The organism is Paraburkholderia sp. EB58, assembly GCF_050436665.1.
GTDB lineage: Bacteria > Pseudomonadota > Gammaproteobacteria > Burkholderiales > Burkholderiaceae > Paraburkholderia.
This window is the reverse complement of the sequence record NZ_JBNDMQ010000026.1, coordinates 1-24532: the sequence shown is the minus strand read 5'-3', so window position 1 is coordinate 24532 and position 24532 is coordinate 1. Positions and strand designations below refer to the sequence as shown.

The 24532-nt window shown below is 58.9% G+C and carries 19 protein-coding genes and 1 pseudogene; 10 read left to right on the top strand and 10 right to left on the bottom strand.

The window, feature by feature from the left end; translation table 11 throughout:
* Positions 1–55: 55 nt before the first annotated feature.
* Together P3T40_RS30360 and P3T40_RS30355 are read right to left on the bottom strand one after the other, a co-directional pair.
* Entirely contained in the window at positions 56–1393 is a 1338-nt protein-coding gene (locus P3T40_RS30360) for a hypothetical protein (protein ID WP_429271406.1), read from the bottom strand.
* Complete coding sequence (locus P3T40_RS30355; protein ID WP_429271405.1) at positions 1345–1608, bottom strand: PAAR domain-containing protein; 264 nt, start codon at positions 1606–1608, stop codon at positions 1345–1347. The genes P3T40_RS30360 and P3T40_RS30355 overlap by 49 nt, the downstream gene beginning before the upstream one ends.
* A gap of 73 nt (positions 1609–1681) precedes the next feature.
* On the opposite strand from P3T40_RS30355, the gene P3T40_RS30350 reads away from it, so the two are divergent.
* Positions 1682–1930 (top strand): hypothetical protein, encoded by a 249-nt coding sequence (locus P3T40_RS30350; protein WP_429271404.1) that lies wholly within the window; start codon positions 1682–1684, stop codon positions 1928–1930.
* A 528-nt stretch (positions 1931–2458) separates the two neighbouring features.
* Here P3T40_RS30350 and P3T40_RS30345 read toward each other — a convergent pair.
* The 6 genes from P3T40_RS30345 to P3T40_RS30320 form a co-directional block, all read right to left on the bottom strand.
* On the bottom strand, positions 2459–3094 hold the full coding sequence (locus tag P3T40_RS30345) for a hypothetical protein (protein ID WP_429271403.1): 636 nt from the start codon (positions 3092–3094) through the stop codon (positions 2459–2461).
* The gene (locus P3T40_RS30340) at positions 3091–5511 is read right to left on the bottom strand and encodes a hypothetical protein (RefSeq protein WP_429271402.1); all 2421 of its coding nucleotides are present in this window, start codon (positions 5509–5511) and stop codon (positions 3091–3093) included. The genes P3T40_RS30345 and P3T40_RS30340 overlap by 4 nt, the downstream gene beginning before the upstream one ends.
* 3 nt (positions 5512–5514) lie before the next feature.
* Positions 5515–5973: a DUF2345 domain-containing protein gene (locus P3T40_RS30335; RefSeq protein ID WP_429271401.1), complete on the bottom strand. Its 459-nt coding sequence runs from the start codon at positions 5971–5973 to the stop codon at positions 5515–5517.
* Positions 5974–6471: 498 nt separating this feature from the next.
* On the bottom strand, positions 6472–7038 hold the full coding sequence (locus P3T40_RS30330; RefSeq protein WP_429271400.1) for a hypothetical protein: 567 nt from the start codon (positions 7036–7038) through the stop codon (positions 6472–6474).
* 2 nt (positions 7039–7040) lie between these two features.
* Positions 7041–9524 (bottom strand): peptidase M23, encoded by a 2484-nt coding sequence (locus P3T40_RS30325; protein ID WP_429271399.1) that lies wholly within the window; start codon positions 9522–9524, stop codon positions 7041–7043.
* A gap of 5 nt (positions 9525–9529) precedes the next feature.
* Complete coding sequence (locus P3T40_RS30320; protein ID WP_429271398.1) at positions 9530–11887, bottom strand: type VI secretion system Vgr family protein; 2358 nt, start codon at positions 11885–11887, stop codon at positions 9530–9532.
* Between the two features lie 535 nt (positions 11888–12422).
* Between P3T40_RS30320 and P3T40_RS30315 the strand changes: the two genes are divergently transcribed.
* The 5 genes from P3T40_RS30315 (at position 12423) to kdgD (ending at position 17720) form a co-directional block, all read left to right on the top strand.
* A complete protein-coding gene (locus P3T40_RS30315; protein WP_429271495.1) occupies positions 12423–13523 on the top strand; it encodes a BMP family ABC transporter substrate-binding protein in 1101 nt (366 codons plus the stop codon).
* Positions 13524–13566: 43 nt separating this feature from the next.
* Positions 13567–14115, top strand: coding sequence for a nucleoside deaminase (locus P3T40_RS30310; RefSeq protein WP_429271397.1), 549 nt, complete (start codon positions 13567–13569; stop codon positions 14113–14115).
* Positions 14116–14194: 79 nt separating this feature from the next.
* Positions 14195–14953, top strand: coding sequence for a FadR/GntR family transcriptional regulator (locus P3T40_RS30305; protein WP_429271396.1), 759 nt, complete (start codon positions 14195–14197; stop codon positions 14951–14953).
* A 430-nt stretch (positions 14954–15383) separates the two neighbouring features.
* Positions 15384–16733, top strand: a complete 1350-nt coding sequence (gudD, locus tag P3T40_RS30300) for a glucarate dehydratase (protein ID WP_429271395.1) — start codon at positions 15384–15386, stop codon at positions 16731–16733.
* 69 nt (positions 16734–16802) lie between these two features.
* Positions 16803–17720 carry a 5-dehydro-4-deoxyglucarate dehydratase gene (gene kdgD / locus P3T40_RS30295; protein WP_429271394.1) on the top strand — a complete coding sequence of 306 codons (918 nt, stop codon included), beginning with the start codon at positions 16803–16805 and terminating at the stop codon, positions 17718–17720.
* A 132-nt stretch (positions 17721–17852) separates the two neighbouring features.
* Here kdgD and P3T40_RS30290 read toward each other — a convergent pair whose 3' ends face one another.
* Both P3T40_RS30290 and P3T40_RS30285 read right to left on the bottom strand, forming a co-directional pair.
* Entirely contained in the window at positions 17853–18332 is a 480-nt protein-coding gene (locus P3T40_RS30290) for a hypothetical protein (RefSeq protein ID WP_429271393.1), read from the bottom strand.
* Positions 18333–18470: 138 nt separating this feature from the next.
* On the bottom strand, positions 18471–19124 hold the full coding sequence (locus P3T40_RS30285; protein ID WP_429271392.1) for a nitroreductase family protein: 654 nt from the start codon (positions 19122–19124) through the stop codon (positions 18471–18473).
* Between the two features lie 413 nt (positions 19125–19537).
* Here P3T40_RS30285 and P3T40_RS30280 point away from each other — a divergent pair, with 413 nt between their 5' ends.
* The 4 genes and pseudogenes from P3T40_RS30280 (at position 19538) to P3T40_RS30265 (ending at position 24408) form a co-directional block, all read left to right on the top strand.
* Positions 19538–21736 carry a TonB-dependent siderophore receptor gene (locus P3T40_RS30280; RefSeq protein ID WP_429271391.1) on the top strand — a complete coding sequence of 733 codons (2199 nt, stop codon included), beginning with the start codon at positions 19538–19540 and terminating at the stop codon, positions 21734–21736.
* Between the two features lie 179 nt (positions 21737–21915).
* Positions 21916–22326: pseudogene (locus P3T40_RS30275) on the top strand (FadR/GntR family transcriptional regulator); the annotation flags it as partial.
* Between the two features lie 83 nt (positions 22327–22409).
* A complete protein-coding gene (locus P3T40_RS30270; protein ID WP_429271390.1) occupies positions 22410–23348 on the top strand; it encodes a dihydrodipicolinate synthase family protein in 939 nt (312 codons plus the stop codon).
* 676 nt (positions 23349–24024) lie between these two features.
* Positions 24025–24408 (top strand): hypothetical protein, encoded by a 384-nt coding sequence (locus tag P3T40_RS30265; protein WP_429271389.1) that lies wholly within the window; start codon positions 24025–24027, stop codon positions 24406–24408.
* The last annotated feature ends 124 nt before the right edge of the window (positions 24409–24532 follow it).

Here is a 24532-nt window from a genome sequence, read left to right as displayed (position 1 = left end):
GGCTAACCCTCCGGGCTCTTTGCTCGAGGAGTCGTTCTGGCTGAGCGCCAAGAGATTATTCTTTGGAATCGTCATGCGAAAGAGTTGGTGTAACGTCAGGGGTCACATAAAGGATGGCCGCCGCAGCCCCGTCAACGATGAGTTGGGGGCTGCTCAGACCGGATTCGATGGCCGCGGCAACGGACAGCCACGGGTTCGCGGCGCCCGCGTCGCCGACGATACGATCGGGACGGCGCTGCGCTTCGAGCTTCGCGACACCGGACAGCGAAGCGGCGCCAAGCGCTGCAAGCAGCGCCGTGTCGTGCTCGCTGGACAGATTGCTGATCCATGCACGCGTGACGGCTGGCGCGTCGGCGTTGCCCCAGATCACTGCATTCGCCAGCACGTACTGCAGTTCGTCAAAGTCGCCTGCGACGGGACGATGCAGCGTGCCAACGACTTGCACCTCTTCAGGCAAGCGATAGTGACCGGGGTCAAGCAGTACAGCCACGCAACCTTCGGTGCTGCCCGCAGGCGGGTTGGCGTCGTGCCATGCCGCTGCGATCATCAGCAGCGGGCGCCGCTCGCGGGCGTCCAGCCATGCGTCGGCTACGAGCAGTCCATCGGATGCCTGTATGGCCCGGCATTGCAGCGGTGGTAGTCCGGCGATGCGCAGCGCGTCGCGCGTCTGTTGCACGCGTGCGCCGGCCTCGGATGCGGTGGCCAGCACACGCACTTGAGGCCAATGGATAGGCTCGTATTGCGAGAGTGCGTGCAGGGTGGCGGCGAGGGGTAGTAACGCTGAACTCATCATGCGAACTGTCGGAGATATGTTTTCCTGGCCCGACGCTGGTATTTCGCTCTCGTCGGGTACGGGTTCCTCAGTCAGGTAAGCGGATTGCAGTTCGGCGTCGCCAAACCGGTTGTGCAGGACCGTCCCAGGACCGTTGCGGGCCGGCCGCATCTTTGGCAGCGGTTTTGCCGCCGTCATAACTTCAGCGAGGCTTAGATTGCCGAGCGGCAGGCAGTGACCGGTACCGAGGATCTGCAAGGGTCGTTGTGCAACGAGAACCCGGGCGCTGAGCCATTTGCTGCGATGTCTGTTCCGGAAGTGCGCCCGGAACCACAGCGCTTCGTATCCGGCGCGCGCAATCGCGAGCAGCAGACCGAATACGCAACGGGGCAGGCCCACGGCAAAGAACCAGAACCATGGGCCGCGCGCGGACTCGCCTCGCGGCCAGAGCAGCAGCGTAAGCGCGGCGCCCAGTACACAGCAGATGGCCCAAATGCCAACCCACGGCCAGAAGCGTGGCCCGTGCGAGGGATAGGCGCTGGGAAGTCCGGCAGGGGACAGGTCGACCGGCATCAGGCGATATTGACGTTCAGCAGCGACGAGATCAGCCGGCAGTCGCACGCGCAGCGGTGGTGGTGCATTGCGACTGGCTTGCCACTTTGGCCGGGAAACGACTGGTTGCCCTCGGCAATTGTGGTCCTGCCGTGCAGAGCGCATAGCGCTTCGTCACCTTGACACGCAAGCGGTTGGTCCATGAATGTCATGCCAGACGTGGCTGTTGTGACCTCGCCGCCGTGTTCGAGTTTGTCGCCTTTACGGATGGGGGATTTCATCATTATTGGTTTGCTTTAATCTAATGGCTACCATTCACAACCTGACCGGACGGACGAATTGGTATTGGAGTCGTGGATGAAGGAATATATTTTGTGGCTCTTTGCATTTGTATATGTCATGGAGTTTATGTTCGTGCCTTGGCTTATCATTTCATACTCGCCGGTTATGCTTTTTCCAGACACCTCAACCCAGTCAATCACTGCTAGTGACGGAGCGTTTTTGTCAAACGATTCCTCACGAAAAGCCATATCGGCAAGAGATATGGCTGCCCTCGATTTTTCATACCTTACAAATGCACCTGACCATTTTGCCTGGTCATCATAGTACGTCCTCAGCTCAAATCGTATGGGTCTTTCCCCTCCAGAGCTGAAGCACGATACCTCCACTTTCACCTCGCAGTGTGCGGGTAAAGACATGCATAGTAGAAGGCAGGGAATAAATTTCCGCATGAAATGTAATTGATTGCTCATCTTCGAAATCCTCTGTTTCTAAAGTACAGGCGCGTTAATGCGATGCAATTATTCTTATTTAAATCGGAGTGTTCTGAGCATGTCTATAAATGGATCATCACTAAAGCCGTTCTCTGAACTGAGTTGACGTTTTCGTAGAAGGCAGACGCGACTAAGTTGTGCGGGCATCTTCTTGTTGCGGACCATGGCCTGAACACACCGGTAACATGACGTATATTCCTTATCATCGTCTCTGCATCTTGAGTTCTCTTTCTCGAACGTCTGCCCTGCGATCCAGCCACACCAATTACTACCTTTAACGGGCGTCACTTTGGTGTTCACTACTATGCCTAACAAGAAGATGTTTACAACGCGGATCGGAGATATCATTGATGTTTTATAGTTACTCGTTCGGGGCGGCTGTGTCGCTTGCCGCGTTGGCATCCGCAGGGCTAGGCAAATTGACAAATTCGATGCTCCGGAGTACGGCCATGATCTTGGGTAACACGTTGCTCTTGGGATAGCCCAATGGCATTACACTCGAAGTACCACATAGCACTTGTGAGCCGCCTGTCTGTAAAAGGCAAAAGCTAAACCGCCTTTGACGCATCGCTTCGTCACCGGTTGTATCGTCATATGTGACCGCCTGCCCCGTCCAGTTCTTCCCCGAGAATGCAAAAATTTTGAAATGCTGCGCAGATTCAAACGGTTCACCTGTTCCAAGCCAGACCCACTTTCCATTTATTTTTTTTGCGCCTAGCTGATCACTGATTTCGTCATCGCTCGCGCCTGGGTAGCAAAAAATGGTAAATTCGGGATCGTCAGTTGCAAGCAGGCCGGTGTAGGCACCGGCGGAGGGCTCTGATCTATTGTCGGCAGTGAAAGCTCCTCCTCCCAAAGAATTTATTGCGAAGCGGCACTGGCCGATCAAGTAGTATTTTGCTTCTGTCACGGAAGACGTTGACTTGCTGGTCGACATTTCAGCTTTCGCTGTCATTGCCACGAGCAGCAGGCTGCAAAAGAAAGCTGTCAGTTTCATGGTCGCCTCGGGGTGTATTTTTCAGGGATAGGACGTGAGATACCATCCGAGTCAGGAAACAAAGGCATATCCAGAAAGACCATTTGAGCTGATATAAAAGCTTGGAAGCGGGCCACGATGCCGTTCACCGAACCATAGTTGGACCTTGGACTTCCCACATTGACTGTTGCAGCCACCGCGCCGAAGGCCTCGTTGCTGTAGTACACAACAGGTTCGCTATGGCTCTGACGAGGTGCAGTCGCAACCTGTGCGACCTGCACCGTGAAAACGTTTGGCGCGGTCTTATCGGCAGATTGCATGGACAGGCTCCATATCCAGTACGCACCGGCACTGTCAGCGGCACCGTCGGGAAGAACGAAGTCGTTGTTTCTCCATGTTTTCATTTCCGTTGATACATACGCTTCGGCCGCCTTGAGCGCAACATCTGTGCGATCTTTGTTTGCTTTCCGCGTTGCGGCATCAAGCGTTTTCTCGAGATCGTCCGACACCTGTCTCCCAACGAATCTCCAGTACATGATGTAGTTCTTCGGCCAGGTAAGCTGAAGAAATCCACGTCCCTGCCACGGTAAATAGCGTTGTGGATTCTTTTTATCCTCGCCTTCTACGAGAGATGCGAACCATGTTGTTTCCTGCATGGCGTTCGCGTAGAACGCTGCCATGCGGGTCGGCGTTACGATGCCGTAGCGTTGTGCTACCTTGTTCAAGTCGGTCCGATACTTATCGACGGTACCTAGCAGAATTGTTACCCGTTCTGATACCCACTGATGATTCGCCGCTGGTCTCAAGGCGGTCATCGGAAACATCTGGAACATCTCGTTGCGACTTAACCACCCGCACTTCCTGAAATGCCGAATAAATGCGAGCGGATGGAAGAACCAGAACTTCTGGCCACCCGCGAGCGACGTCTGATCCAGAAACTGGAATTTCTTCAGAAAACCCAGGAATTTGTTATACCCATCCGGATCCGTGTCTGCGCGGCTGCCGAAGAATCCATCCGGTTCGTTCAACTCTTTGTAGCGTGGATCATTGTTAGCCGTATCCCATTCGCTCGGCGCATGGCACACGAATCCTTTGAGGCGGGCCCGAACTGCATCGCTGCCATGCACATAGCCCGTCAGGTTGTCGTCCAGCGTGAACTCCGGATCGGTCTGGCTCGCAGAATGCTGATCAGCCGTCGCGTCACCGACCAGCTTTCTAAGTTCATCGAAGCGCCAGAGTCCGGCCTCATCGAGCGGCGTGTTGATGTCTTCGATCTTCTGCCAGCCCATAAAAAATGGGAAATCCGCATCCGACAGCTTCTGGATGACACCCTGGCTGATGTCGATATAACCCTGGGTACCGTTCTCATCGAACGGTACGGCGACCCACGTGCCGCGCGACGTGGCCGGCAAGGTCGGCTGGTCGGTACCCAGGATGCGGCCAAAGCGCAGCAACTCATAGCCGTCGCTCGGGCAGGCCGGATAAAGCGCTGTCGCCCGCTGGTACAGTTTGTATTCGTACTCCGCGTACCGGTCCCTCACAGGCGAAGCCGTCAGCGGCGTAATCTTGCCATCGCCCCGGTCGACCCACGAGCGTATGTAGCGCTCGCCCTTGTGGAAATACGCTTCGACGTACAGCGTACTCCGCGCATCCAGCGTACCGCTCGTCAATGCCGGAAAATACGTCGAGTCGTGCTGTCCCGGCGGTACGCTAGCGAACGACTGACCGCCGGGAATCACGAAGTAGCTGTGCCCCCAGTAGTCCTTCGAAGCGGGTGTGACCGGATTTTTCACACCAAGCTGGACCGTATGCCCAGCCTGGCCGAACCACGCCGTGAAATCCGCTGCGGTCATGAAGATTTCGAAATGCAGGTGCGTCATGTCATGACAACGGCCCGCGTAACCCAGCATGTCCTTGCGCCAGACCTTCCTGCCGTTGCCGGATTGAACCGTTCCGTCCTTGCCGCCGGCCGTGTCGAGCAGCCACGCGGGCAAGCCGGTAGGTGAGCTGTCCGTAGGAGGGTCGCTCGGCTGGTGAGCGATGCTGTGCTGGTTGGTCATGTCCAGCAGATGCATGTACAGCGAATAGAAGGTGATGGTGCGCCCGTCGCCTGTATCGGTCACATGTTTGAGCAGCACAAAACCGGCATTTGAATTCAGTGCGGGGCTGCGGGTATCCGGATCGATATGACCATCGGTGATCGCATTCTTGCTGACGCGGTACGCGATCACTTCGCCGTCCGCGATGGCCCGCACCGGTTCTGTCTGCTCAGACGGCGCGAGATGCGAGCCGCAATGCCAGCGGCGGTCAAAGGCAATCGGATAGATGCCTTCATGGGGCAGTTCAAAACTTTCCACTGCGGCCATCATCGGATCAGTTTCCGTGGGATCGGTGGAGTTCAGGCCGGCAGCCGGCAAGAATGGTGGGCTGATAATCATGAGTTAGCGAGAGGAGAGGTACTGGCCCGTCAGTTTCAGTTTGCTTTTGGGCATCACCGGCAAAGGCGTATTCAACCCAGCCGGCCCTTCGAACGTGAAAGATGCCGCCTTGATCCGGAACTCACCCGGACAATGGAACACCACGTTACCGTTCTCGATCGTCAGCGCCGCGCCGCCACTGGCCATCGCCGCCTTCGTTTTGCCGCTCACCAGCACGTCCTGGCTTGCGCTCGCCACGCGTAGCTGTTTGTCCGCGAACAGGTCGAGCGCGTCGCTCTGTGCCTGAATTTCGACCTTGCCCTTCGCCGCAAAGAGCTTCAGCCCGAGCTTGTGCGCGCACATCGAGACTGGATTTTGAAAATCCACTGCATAGGTTGGATCTAATGATTTCGCGGTTTTTTCTTTTACATTCAAGATGTCGACTCCAAATTGACTTTCTACTGATGCAAAGTGTTGGTCCATGCTAAAAGCTACTCGACGCACTACTTACACATCTCATCGATCAGTTTTATCGCTTCATACGGTTGCTGCAACAGGTTCATCTTCAACTGGGCACTAAACCGCCCAGGCTGTGAATCTGCCTCAGTAACAACGCTATTGGCCAACTGAGTCGAGCCATCAGCATATTTCCTTACGAGCGCAGCACAAGGCGCGGAACGCGGCTTCGCAAGCAGAGTATCTATGTTCTTGCTGAGAGCATCGTCGGCCTCGTCGTCGCATTGCTGAAGGATCATGCCGCAACCGGATTGACAAGTTATGCGGTTATCCTCCGTTCGCTTGACGAACTAAAAATTCCCGCGGTTTCGTGTGAGCATATGTATTTCCAGCAAAGACGACTGTCGAGATATAAAAAGCGATAGTCAAAATATAATTTGAGTTCATCAGATTAAATTGGTTGCGCTGGGCGTGACAAATCGTTTCTCATCAAGCCATTGGAATATTTCATGTCCAGGAGGCTGTTTATTCATTTGAGGGGTCCTTGGAGCATTTGAATCGATCCGTTTTGCTTCGAGGCGAACAAAATAACGACTTTGAAGAGTCGAAGAATAGAAGATATCTATCCTTTTCCATCGGACTTCCATACCCTTGCCCAACAAGAAGAGTCATTTCGATAGTGCTAAACTCAGAGTGTCTAATTATCCTAGCTGATTCGATGAAATGACAGGCAGGATCGCCAAACATATATTCATACTTTCCATTTCCGACTCTTTCGAATATCGAGCAAGAACTATAAATATATCTTGAGTCTTCAGTTGATATGACTGTCCCGTATGCGTCACCATATCGCCACTCAATAATAGATGAAATTTTTGTCGACGCCCTATCGATATCATTTGGGTTTAAAAGATTAGAAATTAAGTCACGGTATGCAGCCTTTGATATCCCTTTTGTCACCTCTGCCTTGACCCCATCGGTGGGAGCAAGTTCGGCTTGAACATTTCCAACTATTGTCAATAAAACCAGCAGCGCCATTGAGATAAAGCCGCGAATGGCCATATCCCTGGTTGGAGAGAATATGAATTTCATCTTTATTCCATAAGCAAAAAATTGACTCGAATAGAACCTCGAGGGGTTTGCAATGTCTGCTCTTTTCCGCTATCTGTGGTGTCAGTGAGTTGAGCAGAAATAAATGCAGCGTACGCTTGCCTTTCGAAATAGCCGTTTCCGCCTCCATTCACAAGCCGACTTATCTCACCTACGGTTTGAGAAGAAATCCCCTCGTCTGCGATTCTGTTAATGTTGAAGTGCCCCGAGTGATGCTTGGATACCCAGAAATATCCACCAGAATCGCATGCGTGCATCGGATCATTGCCAATAATATTTGGATCAAATCGTGGCGCCCACACTATTTGTTCGCCTCTGTCGCCTGGCTTCGCCGTCCAGTGTTTGGATGTCAGCGTTATACGTTGATTTTGTGGAGAAAGATAATCATCGTACGCTCCAGAATGATCTGGCAACATAACGGAGCCGCGAAATTTCCTGTAATCTAGATAAGCACCAGCCCATGTCAATTGCATTATTCCGCGGCCATAAAAGGCGGCATAGTACTGCGTATTTGGATTGTTTTCGCTATATTTTCCAAAAAACCATTCGTGCATGATTCTTCGATTGGGTGGCAAGTTTCGCCATTGAGCGGTCTCCCAATTTATTTGTGCGAGAAAATTCGTCTTTCGGATTGGCGTGTCGATACCGAACATACGCATCGAGCGGTTCAAGGCCGCGACGTATGGCTTCTGCTGCTGTAACACTTCTTGCAGGCGCATCGTGTTTGCGGCGCCCTGCGTTTGCGCGAGACGAGGGAACCCCTGTGATGAATAAAAGGGGAAAAGCGGTAACGTCCTCGCAATTTCGATATTGGAAAGCCACCCGCACCTCCTAAAGTGCCGGATGAACGCAAGTGGATGGAAAAGCCACAGCTTTTCGCCAGCCGGCAATCCGGTTGCGCCCCAGAACTGGATTTTCTTCACGAAGGCAAGGAACTTGTCGTACCCAGCCTGCTTGCCTTCAAAATGTTCTCCCGCATCGAGCAGATTCTTGTAGCGGGTATCGAGATGCGTACTGTCCCATTCGCTCGGCGCCCCACAAACGAAACGTTGCAACAGGTCACGAACCGCCGAGCTATCGGGATCGTTCACATAGCGCTTTAACGCATCGTTTTTCTGTTGCGCTTCGGCCTTCTTCCCGGCTGCGGGTTGCTGACCCGCATACTTATGGGCAAACATAGGAGTGGCTTCGCCTACAGCGGTCCGGACGAGCTGGGTGAGTTTCTCGAGATCCCATAGTCCGTCGCTGTCGAACGGCGCACCCGACCGAAATGGACTGTCGCTGGCCGATTCACTGATCTTCTGCCAGCCCATGAAAAACGGGAAATCCGCATCTGACAGCTTCTGGATCGCGTCGTCGCTGATGTCGATATAGCCCTTCTTGCCTTCAGCGAACGTCACCAGAAACCACGTGACGCGGGGTTTCGCCAGCACAGGTCCCGCCTGCCCGGCGCCCAGCGGCCGGGACGACTCCGGCATGGCTGCCAGCGTTGCTGGCGTACTTAGAATGCGCCCGAAGCGCAGCAACTCATATCCGTCGCTCGGGCAGGCGGGATAAAGCTTCGTCGCGCGGTTGTGAAGATCGTACTCGTAGTCTTTTTCCATAATAGGCGATTCAGTCAGCAGGGTCCGGGCACCGTTGTCCGCCACGCTCCATACGTTGGTGTATTTGTCGCCCTTGTGGAAATACACCTCAACTTGCAATCGACGCTCATTCTTTCCACTCTGCGCGTAGTCGAATTTGATGCCGTTCAGTTTATTGTGTTCGTCTGTACCAGGAGGTAGTCCGAAGAAAGCCTGCCCGGTGGGAATTACGTAGTAGCTGTGACCCCAGTAGTCAGTGCCAGTTGGCGTCGCCAAGGCCGTATGCCCGAATTGCGTACCGTCAAAGTACGATTTGAAATCGCGCTGTGTCATGAATACCTCGAAGTGCAGTTGATGCATGTTCTGCAACTTGCCCAAGTAGCCGAGAATGTCCTTGCGACTGACTTTCTTGCCGCTACCCGGAACGGCTTCTCCGGTCGGGTGTTGCAACCACGGCGCTGGCGCATGCGGGGGCTGCTTTCCTTGATCATCTGCTGGATGGACGACGCCGAGGCGATTCATCGCATCCAGATCGAGCAGGTGCATATATAGCGAATAGAAGGTGAGCGTACGGTTTTCGCCGGTTTCTGTTGTATGCCTGAGCAGCACGAACCCGGCATTGCTATTGCCATCGTCGAACCCGTCGGTGAGCGGTTTCTGGCACACCCGGAAAGCCACTACCTCGCCATCCGCAATCGCACGGACGGGCAGGTGCTGATCGTCGGGCACGAGGTGCAGTCCGGTATGCCAACGGCGGTCAAACGCAATCGGATAACCGCCATGCGACGCAGTGAACCTGTCGAGCACATCCATCATCGGATCGGTGGCCGCGCGGTCAGTGGTGGTCAGGCCAGCAGCCGGCAGAAAGGGTGGGCTGATAATCATCGGAGTCAGTGGGAAAGAGAGTAACCGTCGTCGGCCGCATTTAAATTGCTTTTGGGCATCACAGGCAGAGGCAAATTCAACCCAGCCGGCCCTTCGAACGTGAACGATGCCGCCTTGATCCGGAACTCACCCGGACAATGGAACACCACGTTACCGTTCTCGATCGTCAGCGCCGCGCCGCCACTGGCCATCGCCGCCCTCGTTTTGCCGCTCACCAGCACGTCCTGGCTTGCGCTCGCCACGCGTAGCTGTTTGTCCGCGAACAGGTCGAGCGCGTCGCTCTGTGCCTGGATCTCGACCTTGCCCTTCGCCGCAAAGAGCTTCAGCCCGAGCTTGTGCGCGCACATCGAGATCAGGTCGCCCGCAGCCAGCGTAAAGCGCTTCACAGCGCTAACGTCCACGTGCCGACCCGCCGTGAGCATCACGTTTTCGCCTGCGGCCTGCTGGACCGAACGCGGCGTGACGAGCGCAATGCCGCCCGGTGCGCTGGCAATGAGGCCCGCGCTTTTCAACTGGTCCAGTGCATCTATCAGGCCGGATTGGGTGGCCTTGTCGGCGGGTGTGGCCTTGGCTTGGGCGGTAGCGTCGACCAGCGCCGTGACACGCTGCAGGGCCGATTGCAGTTCCCCGAGTGCGGCCTGCATTTCAAGCTGCGGCGCATTGCGATTCGACAGACCGTCGGCCGACAGCATTAGGCCCTTCGCCCCGTGCATCGTGGCCCAGCCCTGTGTGCTGATCTCGATCCCTTCACCGTGCTGTCGCTTCTCGCTGTCGACCAGAAAGCCCAGACTGACCGACGACTTCATGTAGACCGTCGCGATCTTGACACCCTGCCGGTCCTTCATATCCTCGAAGCGGATGTCGGCGCCGCCCAGCGGCGCGCGCCATATCGCGCGGCTGTACCAACCCGCCTTGCCGTGCACGATGTCCGGGTGCGCGTAGTCGTGAAGCGCGCCCGCGATGTGCAAGCGATCAATATCGCCGTGCGTGGCCGCCAGACGCACCTCCGTCCGCGGTAGCAGCGGTGAATGAAAACCTCCCAGATACGACGCAGAGGGCCGCAGCAGCCGCAGCGAGAGCAGGCTAGAGCCGCGGGTACCGGATCGCAGGAACTGTGGCGTCACCGAGTAACGGCCATGCTCGTCCAGTGACGCGTAGGGTTGGTCGTCGACCGACGCAACGATACCGGGCAGCGTGCCGCTGATCCAGCGCCAGTGCTTTTCGGGGATGTACTCCGGACGCCACGTGAGATGCGAGGGCGTCGCCTCGAATTCGTTAAAGACCGGCTGTGTGCGGCTGCCGGTCGTGATGAGCTTCGTGATCACCACGCCGTATTCCGCTCGCGGCAGCTTGTGGTTTGTCAGGCGTACCACCATTCCAGGCATCATGCGCAGCGCGTTGCTGGTGCCCTTGAACGTCGTCTGCCGCGCAACGAGCTCTTCGCGCCGTGCGTCAGCCAGCATCTGGCCGATCTCGACGCTATGGTGGTGTTCCGAGCTGCGGTTAACACGACCGAACACGGAACGATCATCGCGAGCGACCGTGGATTCTGCCTTCAGTGGATCGTCGGGCGTGCGGTAGTTGTGCTCCCACAGTTCGACAGCCGAAGGGACGAGCTTGCGGACCTCGCTGATCGTGAGCACCGCCTCGTGCCACTTGCCTGACAGGCCCGAATACGGCATGAGTGGGACTTCGAGCGCGCGCATATAGGCTCGGGGGTTGTTGCCGAACACGATTGTGTCCCGCCGTGGCGCATCGCTTTTGTGGCCTTGCTTGAAGTACCAGAAAACACCTGCACGCCGACAGTGCCGCGAGAGAAAATTCCAGACGCTCTCCTCGTACATGACGGTCTGCTCGAACTGTTCCTGCGCGTCCTCAAGCGCAAACTCGATGTCGAAGGAATCGAAGAGCTTGCGGTCCACCACCAATTCAGTGATCAGGTCTTTTAGCGACTTGTTGTGGAATACACCGGAGTCGTGCACGCGGTCGAGTAGCGCCACGCGTGGTTCGAGAAGCAGTCGGTAGGTTGCCTCGTCGTGCCCCGTTCGCACGCGCTCCCACTGGGTCACCACGCCATGCAGGGTGAGCGCAGGCTCGATTACCGGAGCAACCAGGCCCGGCGCCGAAGGTATCGACGCTTTTTCCTCGACCGTGAAGGTCGCCCTGCGCCCCACGCACGCCGCACCGTCGATCGCCTGGTCGGTCGAGGTAAGGGTAATGTCCGCGCAGTGGGTTTCGCTTAACTCCTGCTCCAGCCGGAACTCAAGAACGTCGAGTGGCGAGTTGATGGTGCCGATCGATAAGCGCAGGTGCTGCGTGAGCCTGGCACTCGGGTGCTGCAGAACGTCCTTGATCGTACCCATTACAGCAGTGGTCTCCGTTTCTTGTTGATTGACAATGGCGCCTATGCGAGCAGGCGTTTGCTATTGGGGTCGTAAACTAGCTCATCAGCTTAAGGAATGTCTATGAGACAAACCAAAGAGTCACAATTGTTTGCAATGCTAATTTTTAAGATAAAAGAATCGCCGCTTGTTGAAACTCGGAGTGGATTTTTTGGCTCAATCGGAGTCGGAAATATCTGACGAGGTTTGAGCGGTTGCGCGACGTTCTCGCGATCGGGCGATAAACAGGTGTCGTCCTCACCGGTTCCGGGTCGGTCGTAGCGCGTGGGTGGACGCATCAACGGGTGTGGGCGCTGCGTTCGGTCGGTGTTGGCTATCGGGCCCGCCGCACCAGGCAGTTTCCACGCAAGATATCGATTCCGTTATCTCGGAAATAACGCCAGCGAATATTTACCGGGTAATTGGCCTTCGACTATCCACCTGATGCTGTTCTCGTATCCCGGCGCCTGATAACAGGCCCAGCCCAACCCGCCATGGAAAATTTATGAAAGCAGAGATGACCCGCACGCTTCGCCATCTATTACGCATGCCGGCTAGCGTCCTCGCGGTGGCCAGCCTCGGTCTGGCGCTCAGCGCCCACGCCGACACGACTCAACCGCTCGGCGTGGCGTTCGTCTATCTCGGCAATCCGGGCGATGCGGGCTGGACGTACGCCCACGAGCAGGGCGTCAAGGCGATCGAAGCGCAGTTCGGCGACAAGATCAAAGTGACCCGGGTCGAAAACGTGCCTGAGTCCGCCGACTCCGAACGTGTCTTCCGTGACCTCGCGGCGAAGGGCAACAAGATCGTCGTCGGTAGCAGCTTTGGCTACCAGGACTTTGAGCTGAAGGTCGCCAAGGACTTCCCGGACACGGTGTTCGAGCATGCCACCGGCTACAAGAAGGCGGCGAACTTCAGCACCTACGATGTGCGCACCTATCAGAGCGCATACCTTGCTGGTGTGGTGGGCGGCTATACGACCAAGACCAACACGCTCGGCTTCGTCGGCTCGGTACCGGTGCCCGAGGTGGTGCGCAACATCAATGCGTTCACGTTGGGCGCACGGTCTGTCAATCCGAATTCCAAGGTGAAGGTTATCTGGATCAACAGCTGGTTTGATCCAGGCCGAGAAAAGCAGGCGGCCGAAACCCTGATCGGCGAGGGCGCGGATGTGCTGATCCAGAACACCGATTCCACTGCCACCATGCAGACCGCTGAGCAAAAGAAGGTCCACGCGTTCGGCTGGGACTCGGACATGAAGAAGTTCGGCCCGAATGCGCAACTGGGCGCGTGCGTGACCTATTGGGGCGTCTACTATTCGCATCTGATCGAGCAGGTGCAGGCGGCGAAGTGGACTAATGCACCGGTCTGGTGGGGCTTGACGGAAAAGGCGATTGATCTCGCCGACATCAACACCGACGCCGTCTCCGCTACCGCACAAAAGGCGTTGGCGCAAAAACGCCTGGACATCATCGACGGCAAGTTCGACCCGTTCGCCGGCCCGATCAAGGATCAGACCGGCGCAGTCAAGGTGGCGGCCGGCCAGAGTCTCACCGATGCCGATTTGTCCCGTCTGAACTGGTTCGTGCAGGGCGTCGACGGCGCACTGCCCAAGTAATCCGAGCGCTTGCCGCTTGCCATACCAACAAGGAGACCTGTCTGTGAGCCTTACCATCGCGTCAACGCCCGCTGGCGACGCACCCGCTTATCCGCCGCAGGGTCTCACGCCGACGCGCGAGCAGATCGTGCGCCACTTGCGGCATTCGAGCGCGATCGCTGAACGGGCGACGCTGATGGGCCATCACCCGTTCGGTGCGATTCTGGTCGGCCCCGATCAGGAAACCGTGTTGATGGAGCAGGGTAATGTCGACACGGTCAATCATGCCGAATCCGTGCTGGCCCGCGTCGCGGCGCTGAACTTCACGTCGCAGTACTTGTGGAGCTGCACGCTGTACACCTCAGTGGAGCCATGCTGCATGTGTGCGGGCACGGCGTATTGGGCGAACATCGGCCGCGTGGTGTTCGGCATGACGGAGACGCAGTTGCTGCAGGCCACTGGCGATCACGCGGAGAACCCCACCATGAGCGTCTCGTCGCGCTATGTCTTTGACCATTGCCAGAAGCCGGTCGAGCTGATCGGGCCGGTTGCGGAAGTGGAGGAGGAAATCATGCGGGTGCAACGGGCGTTTTGGGGGACGCGGCTTGGTTAGACCGCTGGCGATATCGGCCGTTTCGCGTTGTAGGACAACGTATAATGGACGGGTCAGCAAACAACCAAGGAGGTCCTCGATGACCGCGTCCCCAACCCTAACTGCGCCGCCCATGCGCGCGCGCGGGAGTCTTGCTGACCGGGTGGTGAACTACATCAACGAGCAGGTCGCTGCGCACACGCTGAAGCCGGGCGACAAGCTGCCCACCGAGACAACCTTGATGTCGCTGCTCGGCGTCAGCCGCACCGTGGTGCGCGAAGCCATCTCGCGCCTGCAGGCGAATGCGGTGATCGAAACGCGTCACGGTATCGGCAGTTTCGTGCTTGAGCCGCGCCGCGAGGCGCTGGGTCTCGCGATGGTGCCCGCCACGACGCTGGCCGATTTGCTGTCCGTGATGGAATTGCGCATCAGCCTCGAGACGGAGTGCGCAGGGCTAGCCGCCCAGCGGGCCAGCGAGCGTGACCTCGCCAATATCCGTGCTGCACTCGACGCCGTCGAGGCCACCAGTCGTGCCGGCGGCGACAGCGCCGCCGCGGACTTGCGCTTTCACGTTGCGGTGGCGGGCGCGACCGGCAACCGTTACTTCGTCGACATTCTCACGCAGATGGGCACCGCGCTGATTCCGCGGCATCGCGTCGACTCGCCGAGCCTGGCCCAGAGCGATCCCGTCGCTTATATGGCGCGGGTCAATATGGAGCACGAGGGCATTCTCGACGCCATCGCCCGGCGCGATCCCGAAGGGGCGCGTGCAGCGATGCGCATGCATCTTTCGAGCAGTCGGGAACGGTTGCGCCGGTTGAGCAGCGAGTCGGCAGAGGGTGTCGAGCGCACGGCCTGAAGCAGGGGCCAAGGACGAAAACGCGGCCAGTCGGCCGCTTTTTTTGGGCCGCTTGGACCGGCGTGATGGAGTGCGAGGCCGATCGGAGTCGTCGTACAACAGGTGAGGCGGGAACGCGATGCGGGTGTGCGGCAAGGGCATGTTCGCGGCGATAATCGCTGTTGCACGCGTCGAGTCCACGTCACAAAGGGCTTAAGCATCAGGCCCGCGCGGGCCTGAAGACAGGGTAAACACCTTGCTGGAAACTTAAAATAAAAAAGAGTAGACTGTCGTCAGACAACGTATCTCAGTGGTTCAGGCTGGAGTCGTCCCGCTCCCCCCAAGCCCGCTCGCGTTGCGTTCGATCAGGAAAAGCCCACTCATCACTCCGTTCGGATAGCGATCCAACGACACCTGCCTGTCGGCTCTATCACTTAACAGGTCTTCCTTCATGCCAACGAAACCATTCCAATCGAACGCCACGCCGACCGTCACCGAGCTGCGCGTCGTGCCGGTCGCCGGCCGTGACAGCATGCTGCTGAACCTGAGCGGCGCGCACGGGCCGTTCTTTACGCGCAACGTCGTCATTCTGCGCGACAGCGCCGGCAACACCGGCGTCGGCGAAGTGCCCGGTGGCGAGAGCATCCGCAAGACGATCGACGACGCGCGTCCACTCATCGTGGGCCAGTCGATCGGCAATCTGCAAGCGGTGCTCAACAAGGCGCGCACGCAGTTCGCCGACCGTGACTCGGGCGGCCGCGGCTTGCAGACTTTCGACCTGCGCACCACGATTCACGCGGTGACCGCGCTCGAAGCGGCGCTGCTCGATCTGCTCGGACAGCATCTGGGCGTGCCGGTTGCCGCCTTGCTCGGCGAAGGCCAGCAGCGTGACGAAGTCGAAATGCTCGGCTACCTGTTCTACATTGGCGACCGTAAGAAAACCGATCTGCCGTATGCGAGCGGCGCGGATGGCCGCGATGCCTGGGAGCGGATCCGCACCGAAGAAGCGATGACGCCGGAGGCCGTGGTGCGGCTCGCTGAGGCGGCTCAGGCGCGCTACGGCTTTAATGACTTCAAGCTCAAGGGCGGTGTACTTGCGGGCGATGCCGAGATCGAAGCCGTGACGGCTTTGGCCGAGCGCTTTCCCAATGCGCGCGTGACGCTCGACCCGAACGGCGCCTGGTCGCTTGCGGAAGCTGTGCGTCTGTGCCGCGACCAGCACGACGTGCTAGCTTATGCGGAAGACCCGTGTGGCGCCGAGAACGGCTACTCGGGCCGCGAGGTGATGGCCGAATTCCGCCGCGCGACCGGCCTGCCGACGGCGACCAACATGATCGCCACCGATTGGCGGCAGATGGGCCATGCCATTCAACTGCAGTCAGTCGATATCCCGCTGGCCGACCCGCACTTCTGGACCATGCAAGGCTCGGTGCGCGTCGCGCAGATGTGCAACGACTGGGGGCTGACGTGGGGTTCGCATTCAAACAATCACTTCGACATCTCACTGGCGATGTTCACGCATGTCGCGGCGGCGGCGCCTGGCAAGATTACCGCCATCGACACGCACTGGATCTGGCAGGACGGCCAGCATTTGACGCGTGATCCGTTGCAGATTGTTGGTGGCAAGGTCAAGGTTCCGCAAGCAGCGGGGCTCGGCATCAAGCTCGATCTGGATGCGCTGGAAAAGGCACACGCGCTTTATCAGCAGCACGGCCTGGGCGCGCGCGACGACGGTGTCGCCATGCAGTACCTGATTCCGAACTGGAAGTTCGACAACAAGCGTCCGTGCCTCGTGCGCTGATTCGAACCTCGACCCGACAGCGGCCGGCATGGCCGCCCACTTTTCTTCAAACTTGACACTTTTCAGACCATGACGACCCCTCAAGAACTCAAGGCGATTGTTTCCGAAGGCCTGCTGTCCTTCCCCGTAACGGACTTCGACGCAAACGGTGACTTCCGCGCCGACACCTACGCAGCGCGTCTCGAATGGCTTGCGCCCTACGGTGCGACAGCCCTGTTCGCTGCAGGCGGCACCGGCGAATTCTTTTCGCTGACCAAGAGCGATTACACCAACGTCATTCGTACTGCTACTGAAACCTGCAAAGGCAAGGTGCCGATCCTGGCTGGCGCGGGGGGGGCGACGCGCGTGGCGATCGAATATGCGCAGGAAGCGGAGCGCTTGGGCGCCAAAGGCGTGCTGCTGATGCCGCACTATCTGACCGAAGCGTCGCAGGAAGGCATTGCCGCGCACGTCGAGCAGGTGTGCAAGTCGGTCAAGAACATGGGTGTGATCGTCTACAACCGCGCCAATTCTAAGCTCAACGCGGACGTGCTCGAGCGTCTGGCGGATAGCTGCCCGAACCTGATCGGCTTCAAGGACGGCGTGGGCGAGATCGAGGCGATGGTGACGATTCGTCGCCGGCTTGGCGACCGCTTTTCGTACCTTGGCGGGTTGCCGACCGCGGAAGTCTATGCGGCGGCGTATAAGGCGCTGGGCGTGCCGGTGTACTCGTCGGCGGTGTTCAACTTCATTCCGAAGACGGCAATGCAGTTTTACCGCGCGATTGCTGCCGACGACCATGCCACTGTGGGCAAGCTGCTCGACGAGTTCTTCTTGCCGTATCTGGCAATTCGCAATCGCCGGCAGGGTTACGCGGTGAGCATCGTCAAGGCCGGTGCGAAGCTGGTGGGCCGCGACGCTGGTCCGGTACGCGCACCGCTCACCGATCTGACCGCTGAGGAACTGGCGCAACTGGACGTGCTGATCAAGAAGCTCGGCGCGCAGTAAGCGTTGCACGCGTTGCGAGCCGTGGGCGCCGGAGATGGCGTGCCACGGCTCGTGGTGCGATTGGCTTTTCAGTTGTTCAAAGGGCGCTCAGGTGATGCTCAAACGTCCTTCGTCATCGAAAGCACACCGTCTTCAATGCATATAGGTGACGCGCCGCTCGCGGACCGTCAGCTCGAGTCCCGCTTCGAGCAGCGCTATCGCAAACCAGCGGACCACTTTCAGCATGACGCTCACAGCCGGTTGCGGTAACCAATCGTCGAGCAACCTGATCGCCTCGTCACTGCGCATGCCCTGTAGCAGCGCAATGGATTGCAGCAGCATGGCTTCGTCTTTCGCGAGGTCGCTCGCGCAGCGGCAGCGCGTATCAAGCGGCCGGTGCGACACGCTCATGATCGAACGCATGAGCAGGTCGAACGAGACCAGACCGTCGCGCGTAAGACCCGCCTCGGACAGCGATTCGCGCCAGCTTTCGCGCTTGCGCACGGCGTCGCACTGCGGACGAAGCCAGGTCCTGACTGCGCTGAGGACGGTTTGCTCGGCCATGTCGGGATGTTGTGCGAGAGATTCGTCGAGCAGCGAGTAAGGTTGCTCCGATAGGCTATGGAAATGCATGGGACCTCCGGCGTGAGATGGGCATTCCGCTTGCGCTGGCGCATCGGGAAGAGGGCACTGACGCACAGCAAGCGAGCCGTGCGTTATGGCGCGCGCCGCCCGTCGATCCGCACGGCCGCGCGCACGTTTGTTTCGCTGTTAATTCGCGGCCGACTGGTCCGACGACGGGCTGGTCCATTCGCGCACGTGGGCGCTGCGCTCGGGTCTTGCTGCGGCGCATTGCTTTGATTGCGGCGTGCCGACGAACAGAAAACCGAGCAATCGTTCGGACGACTGAAAACCGAGGGCTGCGTGCATGGCGGTGTCGTAGCTGTCCGGACCGGTTGCCCAGAAGCCGCCATAACCGAGCGCGTGGATCGCGTTCAGCATGTTCATCGTCGCCGCACCGACCGACAACAACTGTTCGACTTCAGGCACCGTCGACCCCTCGTCGATCGCCGCGCCGAGCGCGATGATCACTGGTGCTGCTTGAGCTTTCCTGCCGCGATGCGCGTGCGCTGCACGCGGCTCGCCCGGCAAGCGGGCGCACGCGAGATCCACCAGCACTTCGCCCAAGGCGACACGTGCCTCGCCACGCACGACAACGAAGCGCCATGGGCGCAGATTCCAGTGATCGGGCGCGCGCAGTGCGGCGTCGAAAATCGAGGCAAGCGCTTCGTCATCGGGGCCGGGGCTCGTCAACGGCCAATGCGACTGACGTGACAGCAGCGTTTGCAGCACGATGTCCGCGTGATCGAGCGGCTCCGTGGCGGTTGTGCGATCGAGCGGGGCAAGAGCGAGAGGCGGATTCATGGGCGGCAACGTCACGGTGTTGGCATGACGCTAATGATGAGGCAGATTTCCCGTTAATGCAAATGATTCGCATTTGCGAGTATAACCAGCCGGGTTATTGATGTCTCTCCGCCGGAGGGCCGTTTGGCAGGCGCGGAGGCGGCCTCAAACGTGAAATATTGCAAATGAGAATCATTATCGATTAAGATTCCGTTCGCGATAACGTATGCGTGGTGCACGACTCTGCCTGTGCCGCGCATCGACGCGTGAGAGCGGCTTATCGCCGGTCGCGGTGCTGGGGGAAAGTGCAAAGCCGCGAGTCAACTTCGCTACGAATACATCATCCTGACACACCTCGTTAGGAGTCCACTTCAATGGGCAGGGCGGGTGTGTGTCTTCACGCTGAGAATCTGCCTGCTACGATGAAAATAACCATGGACCTTAGCGGGACACGACGAGCCGGAGCTCGCTCGTTCCATTCCCGGCTGACACCGGTAGCGATCTCGCTGCTCGCGATCTGGGCGGGCCACGCCCGTGCACAAACAGCGCCGGCCACCACAACGGGCACGACGAGCGCAACAACTGCAACGAGCACGTCGGGTACCGACAACGTGCTGCCGGCTGTCACCGTGACGAGCGCCGCCGACGCCACCACCGAAGGCAGCGGTTCCTACGCGGCCAGCAGTGCGACGGTCGCGGGCGGGACGCCACAGCCGCTCCAAGAGATTCCGAGTTCGGTCTCGGTGTTGACGCGCCAGCGCATGGACGACCAGAACATGACGAGGATCCAGGACGCGTTGCTCTATGTCACGGGTGTCGAATCGCTGAACTATGGCGACGGGACGGCCTACTACAAGGCGCGCGGCAATTATCTGGGTATCGAGTTCGACGGCGTGTCCGTCGTTAGCGGCCTGCAGTATCAGACCCAGTTCGATCTGGCCATGTACGACCGCATCGAGGTGTTTCGCGGACCTGAAGGCGTGATGACCGGCGCCGCCGACCCGATCGACGCGGGCGGCACAGTCAACCTGGTGCGCAAGCGTCCGCAGGATACGTTCCACATCGCCACCGAGACGCAGGTTGATACCTTCGGCAGCGTGCGTCAGATGGTCGACGTTACCGGTCCGCTCAACAAGGACGGCTCGTTGCGAGGCCGTGCGGTGATCGTCGGCAGTGACGGCCTGAAATCCGTGGATGGTGTGCGCGAGAAAACCTTCATGGCCTATGGCGCACTCGACTACGACATCAACCCGCGCACTACGCTGTCGTTTTCGGCGGCCTATGAGGTCGATCCAGTGTCGGGCTTCGACTATGGTATCGGTGGCACGCCCGCCAATACGCGCCTGCCGAGTTCGTATTCGCAGAACTTCAGCCCGACCTGGCACTATAGCTACACGTCGCTCGCGGAAACCAACCTGAATCTGACGCACAAGTTCGAGAACGACTGGAAATCGCAGACCACGCTGTTTTATCGCCACGAACTGCAGTCGAGCGAGTACGCGTATTCGGGACCGGGCGTGAGCCAAGACGGTTTCGCCGACTATGCCGACCAGCGGCAGCGCATCACCTACGACTGGTTCGGCGCGGATGCGAACGTGTCGGGACCGGTGCAGTTGTTCGGCCAGACCCACACATTCACGATTGGCGCGAACTATTCGCTGCTCACGGAGACCTCGCAATCGGGCTTTGCTTCGCTCGACGGACCGTTCGGCGGGGCGTACAACGTCTTCGATCCCGACTCGGTCCCGCAGGTCAGCATACCGTTCAGCTTCGGCTCCAATATCCGAACGGAGCAGTACGGCGTGTACGCGCAGGGACGGATTCATCTCGCCAAGCCGCTGACGCTCGTGCTCGGTGCGCGCGAAACCTTCTTTAACGAAGAATCGCAGAGCTTCTTGCCGACCGTGTCCGACTGGACCACGAACACCCGGATGAATGGCCGGTTCCTCCCTTCCGCGGCGCTCGTCTATGACATCGTTCCCTGGTTGAGTGCCTACGTGAGCTACTCGAAGATATTCTCGCCGCAAACGGCGACCACCTTTGCCGGCGGGGCGTTGCCACCGGCAACCGGCGAGCAGTTCGAAACCGGCCTGAAGGGCACTTTCCTGAATGGGCGGCTCGGCGCGACTGCGGCTCTGTTCCGCATCAACACCGAGAACGTCGCGATTGCGGATCCCGACAATCCGACCGGTTCGATCGCAGGCGGCGGGGCGCGTAACGAGGGCTTCGAGCTCGAAGTCACCGGCGAGCCGCTGCCGAACTGGAATGTGTACGCGGGCTATACGTACCTGAACCAGGACTTCACGAACCAGACGGGCAATTTCTCGGACGGTACCGATCCGAAGCACCTGTTCAAACTCTGGACGACCTACCGGCTTTCGCAAGGTGTCCTGAATGGCGTGATGATTGGCGGCGGAATGCTTGCGCAGAGCTGGATTACGCGCGGCGTCGATCAGGGCGGCTATGCGATCTTCAATGCGCAAGTGGGCTATCGCTTCAACAAGCATCTCGATGCCTCGCTGACGCTGAACAACATGTTCAACCGCGAGTACTACGTGCGTCCGCCGGGAACGTTCTTTAGCGAGTTCGGCGACCGGCGCAATCTGATGTTGACGGTGCGCTCCGACTTTTGAGCGCGATTCGGTCGCCGCAAGTGCATCAATGGAGTGTACGCGGCGACGGAACTGCGCTAACGGGGGCGGGTCTCCGCTCATCCCCGGCCATGGCCTAAGTTGTTTACCACTATGCGTTTTCGGCAAAAGTGGTCGTACAATTGTTATCCAGTGTGACAACTTTAGACGATTCCTCGGCCATGATCGAACACAAATCGCCCGGCATGCCGGGAAAGGTCTACAGCGACATCCTGAACCGCATCATCGACGGCGAGTATCAGGCAGGGGACCGGCTGCCAAGCGAGCACATGCTGGCCGAGCGCTTCGAAACCTCGCGCCCCACGGTGCGCGAAGCGCTGGCGCAGTTGCGCGCGGACGGCATCATCGCCACCCGGCAGGCATCCGGCACCACCGTGAGGCGCCGGCCGGATCCCGACCTGCGCCGCTTCGCACCACTGGAAACCTTGTCGGATCTGCGGCGCTGTTACGAGTTTCGCGTCATGACCGAGGTAGGCGGCGCATCGCTCGCCGCCCAGAAGGCCGATGAGGCCGACCTCGATGCCATCCAGCTCGCGTGGGACAACCTCCAGCAGGTTATCCGCGGCGAAGGTCATGTTGTTTGACAACATGGTGATGACGATGCTACCGTTCAGTCTGTCAGCAATTAAATATCCGACAAGAGACAAGAGACCCCATGAACGTGTCCCCAATCGTCGAGAGCGAATTTGCCTCGACCGTGATGGCTGTGCCGCCCTTGGCGCGCCGCGCCGACCTGTCAATCGACGCCAATGAAAATCTGAAGCTGATCCGGCACATCGAGGCGGGCGGCGTTCGCACGCTCCTGTACGGCGGCAACGCGAACTTCTATCACGTCGCCGTCAGCGAATACCGTGACTTGCTCGACATGCTCGCGCAAAGCGCGGGTCCGGATACGCGGGTCATCCCGGCAATTGGTCCCGACTACGGCAAGATGCTCGATCAGGCCCGCATCCTCGCACAGACGTCGTATCGCACGGCGATGGTGCTGCCGCTCGGCGGCTTTACCACGTCTGAAGGCGTCGAAGCTGGGCTCACGCGGATTGTGGACGCAGCGGGCATCCCGCTCACGCTGTATATCAAGAGCGAAAATTACGTCGACGTCGATACGCTCGCACGTCTCGTCGACCGCGGCACGCTGATCGCGGTGAAGTACGCCATCGTGCGCGAAACCCCCGCGGAGGACGCCTATCTGCGGCGTCTGCTGGAAAGCGTCAACCCGGCGCGCGTCGTGTCGGGCATGGGCGAGCGCCCGGCGTTGGTCCATGTGCGCGACTTCGGGCTGGCTGCGTGGACGACGGGTTCGGGCTGCATTGCATCGCACTCGGTTACCGCGCTGCTACGCGCCGCGAAGGAATCGCGGCATGCCGACGCCCAGCGTATTTACGACGCCTTCATGCCGCTCGAAACGCTGCGCGACAACATTTCGCTGATCCGCGTGTTGCACGACGCCGTGACGTTCTCGGGGATCGCTGACATGGGTGCGATCCTGCCGCTGCTCAGTGCGACGCCGAAGGAACACCACGCAGCAGTCGATGCCGCGACCCAGGCCTTGCTCGCTTTCGAACGCGATCTGGTGGCGAAAGCACGCGCGTAAGACGGTGCGGTGCTGGTCAAAGGCGTCTCATGATGCTGACCGGCGAGTGGTGGGCCGCCGGGCGCGCCAGCGCTGCGGGGCGCCCCTTACTGCCGACGTCCCGTGCCCGCATGAGCGCAATGGACGCGAATGCCATCGTGCGTTTGCCCAGGCTGTGAGTGCGATTTCGGCTCGCAGCCTGAACGGCCGCCAGCGATGCCGGCGAGCGAAGGTTCTTCTCCTCTCGCCGGAGACATACGACTAACCCGCGCTGCTCCTTCAAGTCTCGCAGTGTGGTTACCCGACTGAATTGATCTTTCGGATCGCCTTGCGTGATGGGCGGTCAGCGTTTGCACGTCCTGCCGCTTTGTTTTCGGCCGTTGCGGCGAGCCAGCGACCGGTGTGCAGGGTTGATGAGCAATGCATATTTGTCTTACCAGTAACAGCTTTGGTCTCGCATGTTAAGCGCTGACAACCTTACAACACTCGGGTTTTCCTGATTAATCTAGATAATGTCAATAAAAACAAAGGGTTGCGGATGATTTATTCAGAAAGACGGTCGGACTCTGTCTACTTAGTTGCTTGACATCATTGCTGGTGGTTAGGTATGTTCGCGCATCGGACCGCCTCGCGCGGTAAATTCGTCAGGCGTCTTGCTTGGCGAATTGGCTGAACAACAAGATGGTAAGGAGACGAGATGGTCGATTCGGGTGGGTTGTCAGTCAAATCTCCGGATGCAGCGGTTGCATTCGGCTTCGACCTTGCCGTCGACACGGTGCGGACCTCATCCGCGTCGCAGAACACTGACAACCTCTCGATCGATCACACGCTCACACAGGAAAGCTTCCTCCGATTCGCGGCACCACGCCCGAGCCTCCTTTCCGCTGTCCCAACCACCGAAGCGCCAGCGCCGCAACTGTCCATCAGCACCAGGGCAATGCAGGTCGCAGGCAGCCCCGACATCGCATTCGTCTCACTCAGCGCCGACGCGTTTGATACCTGCGTCGCGTCGACATCGAGACGAACAATGCGGATCCGGCTGCCGACCGTGCCACGTCGCGGCGGGCGCTTTACCGACTGAGTTTTCTGGAGCACTACGAAGTGAGTACGAAGAGAAAGACCCCTGAAGAATTGCGCAGCCACCGCTGGTATGGCGTGAATGACCTGCGTTCGTTCGGCCACCGTTCGCGCACGGCGCAGATGGG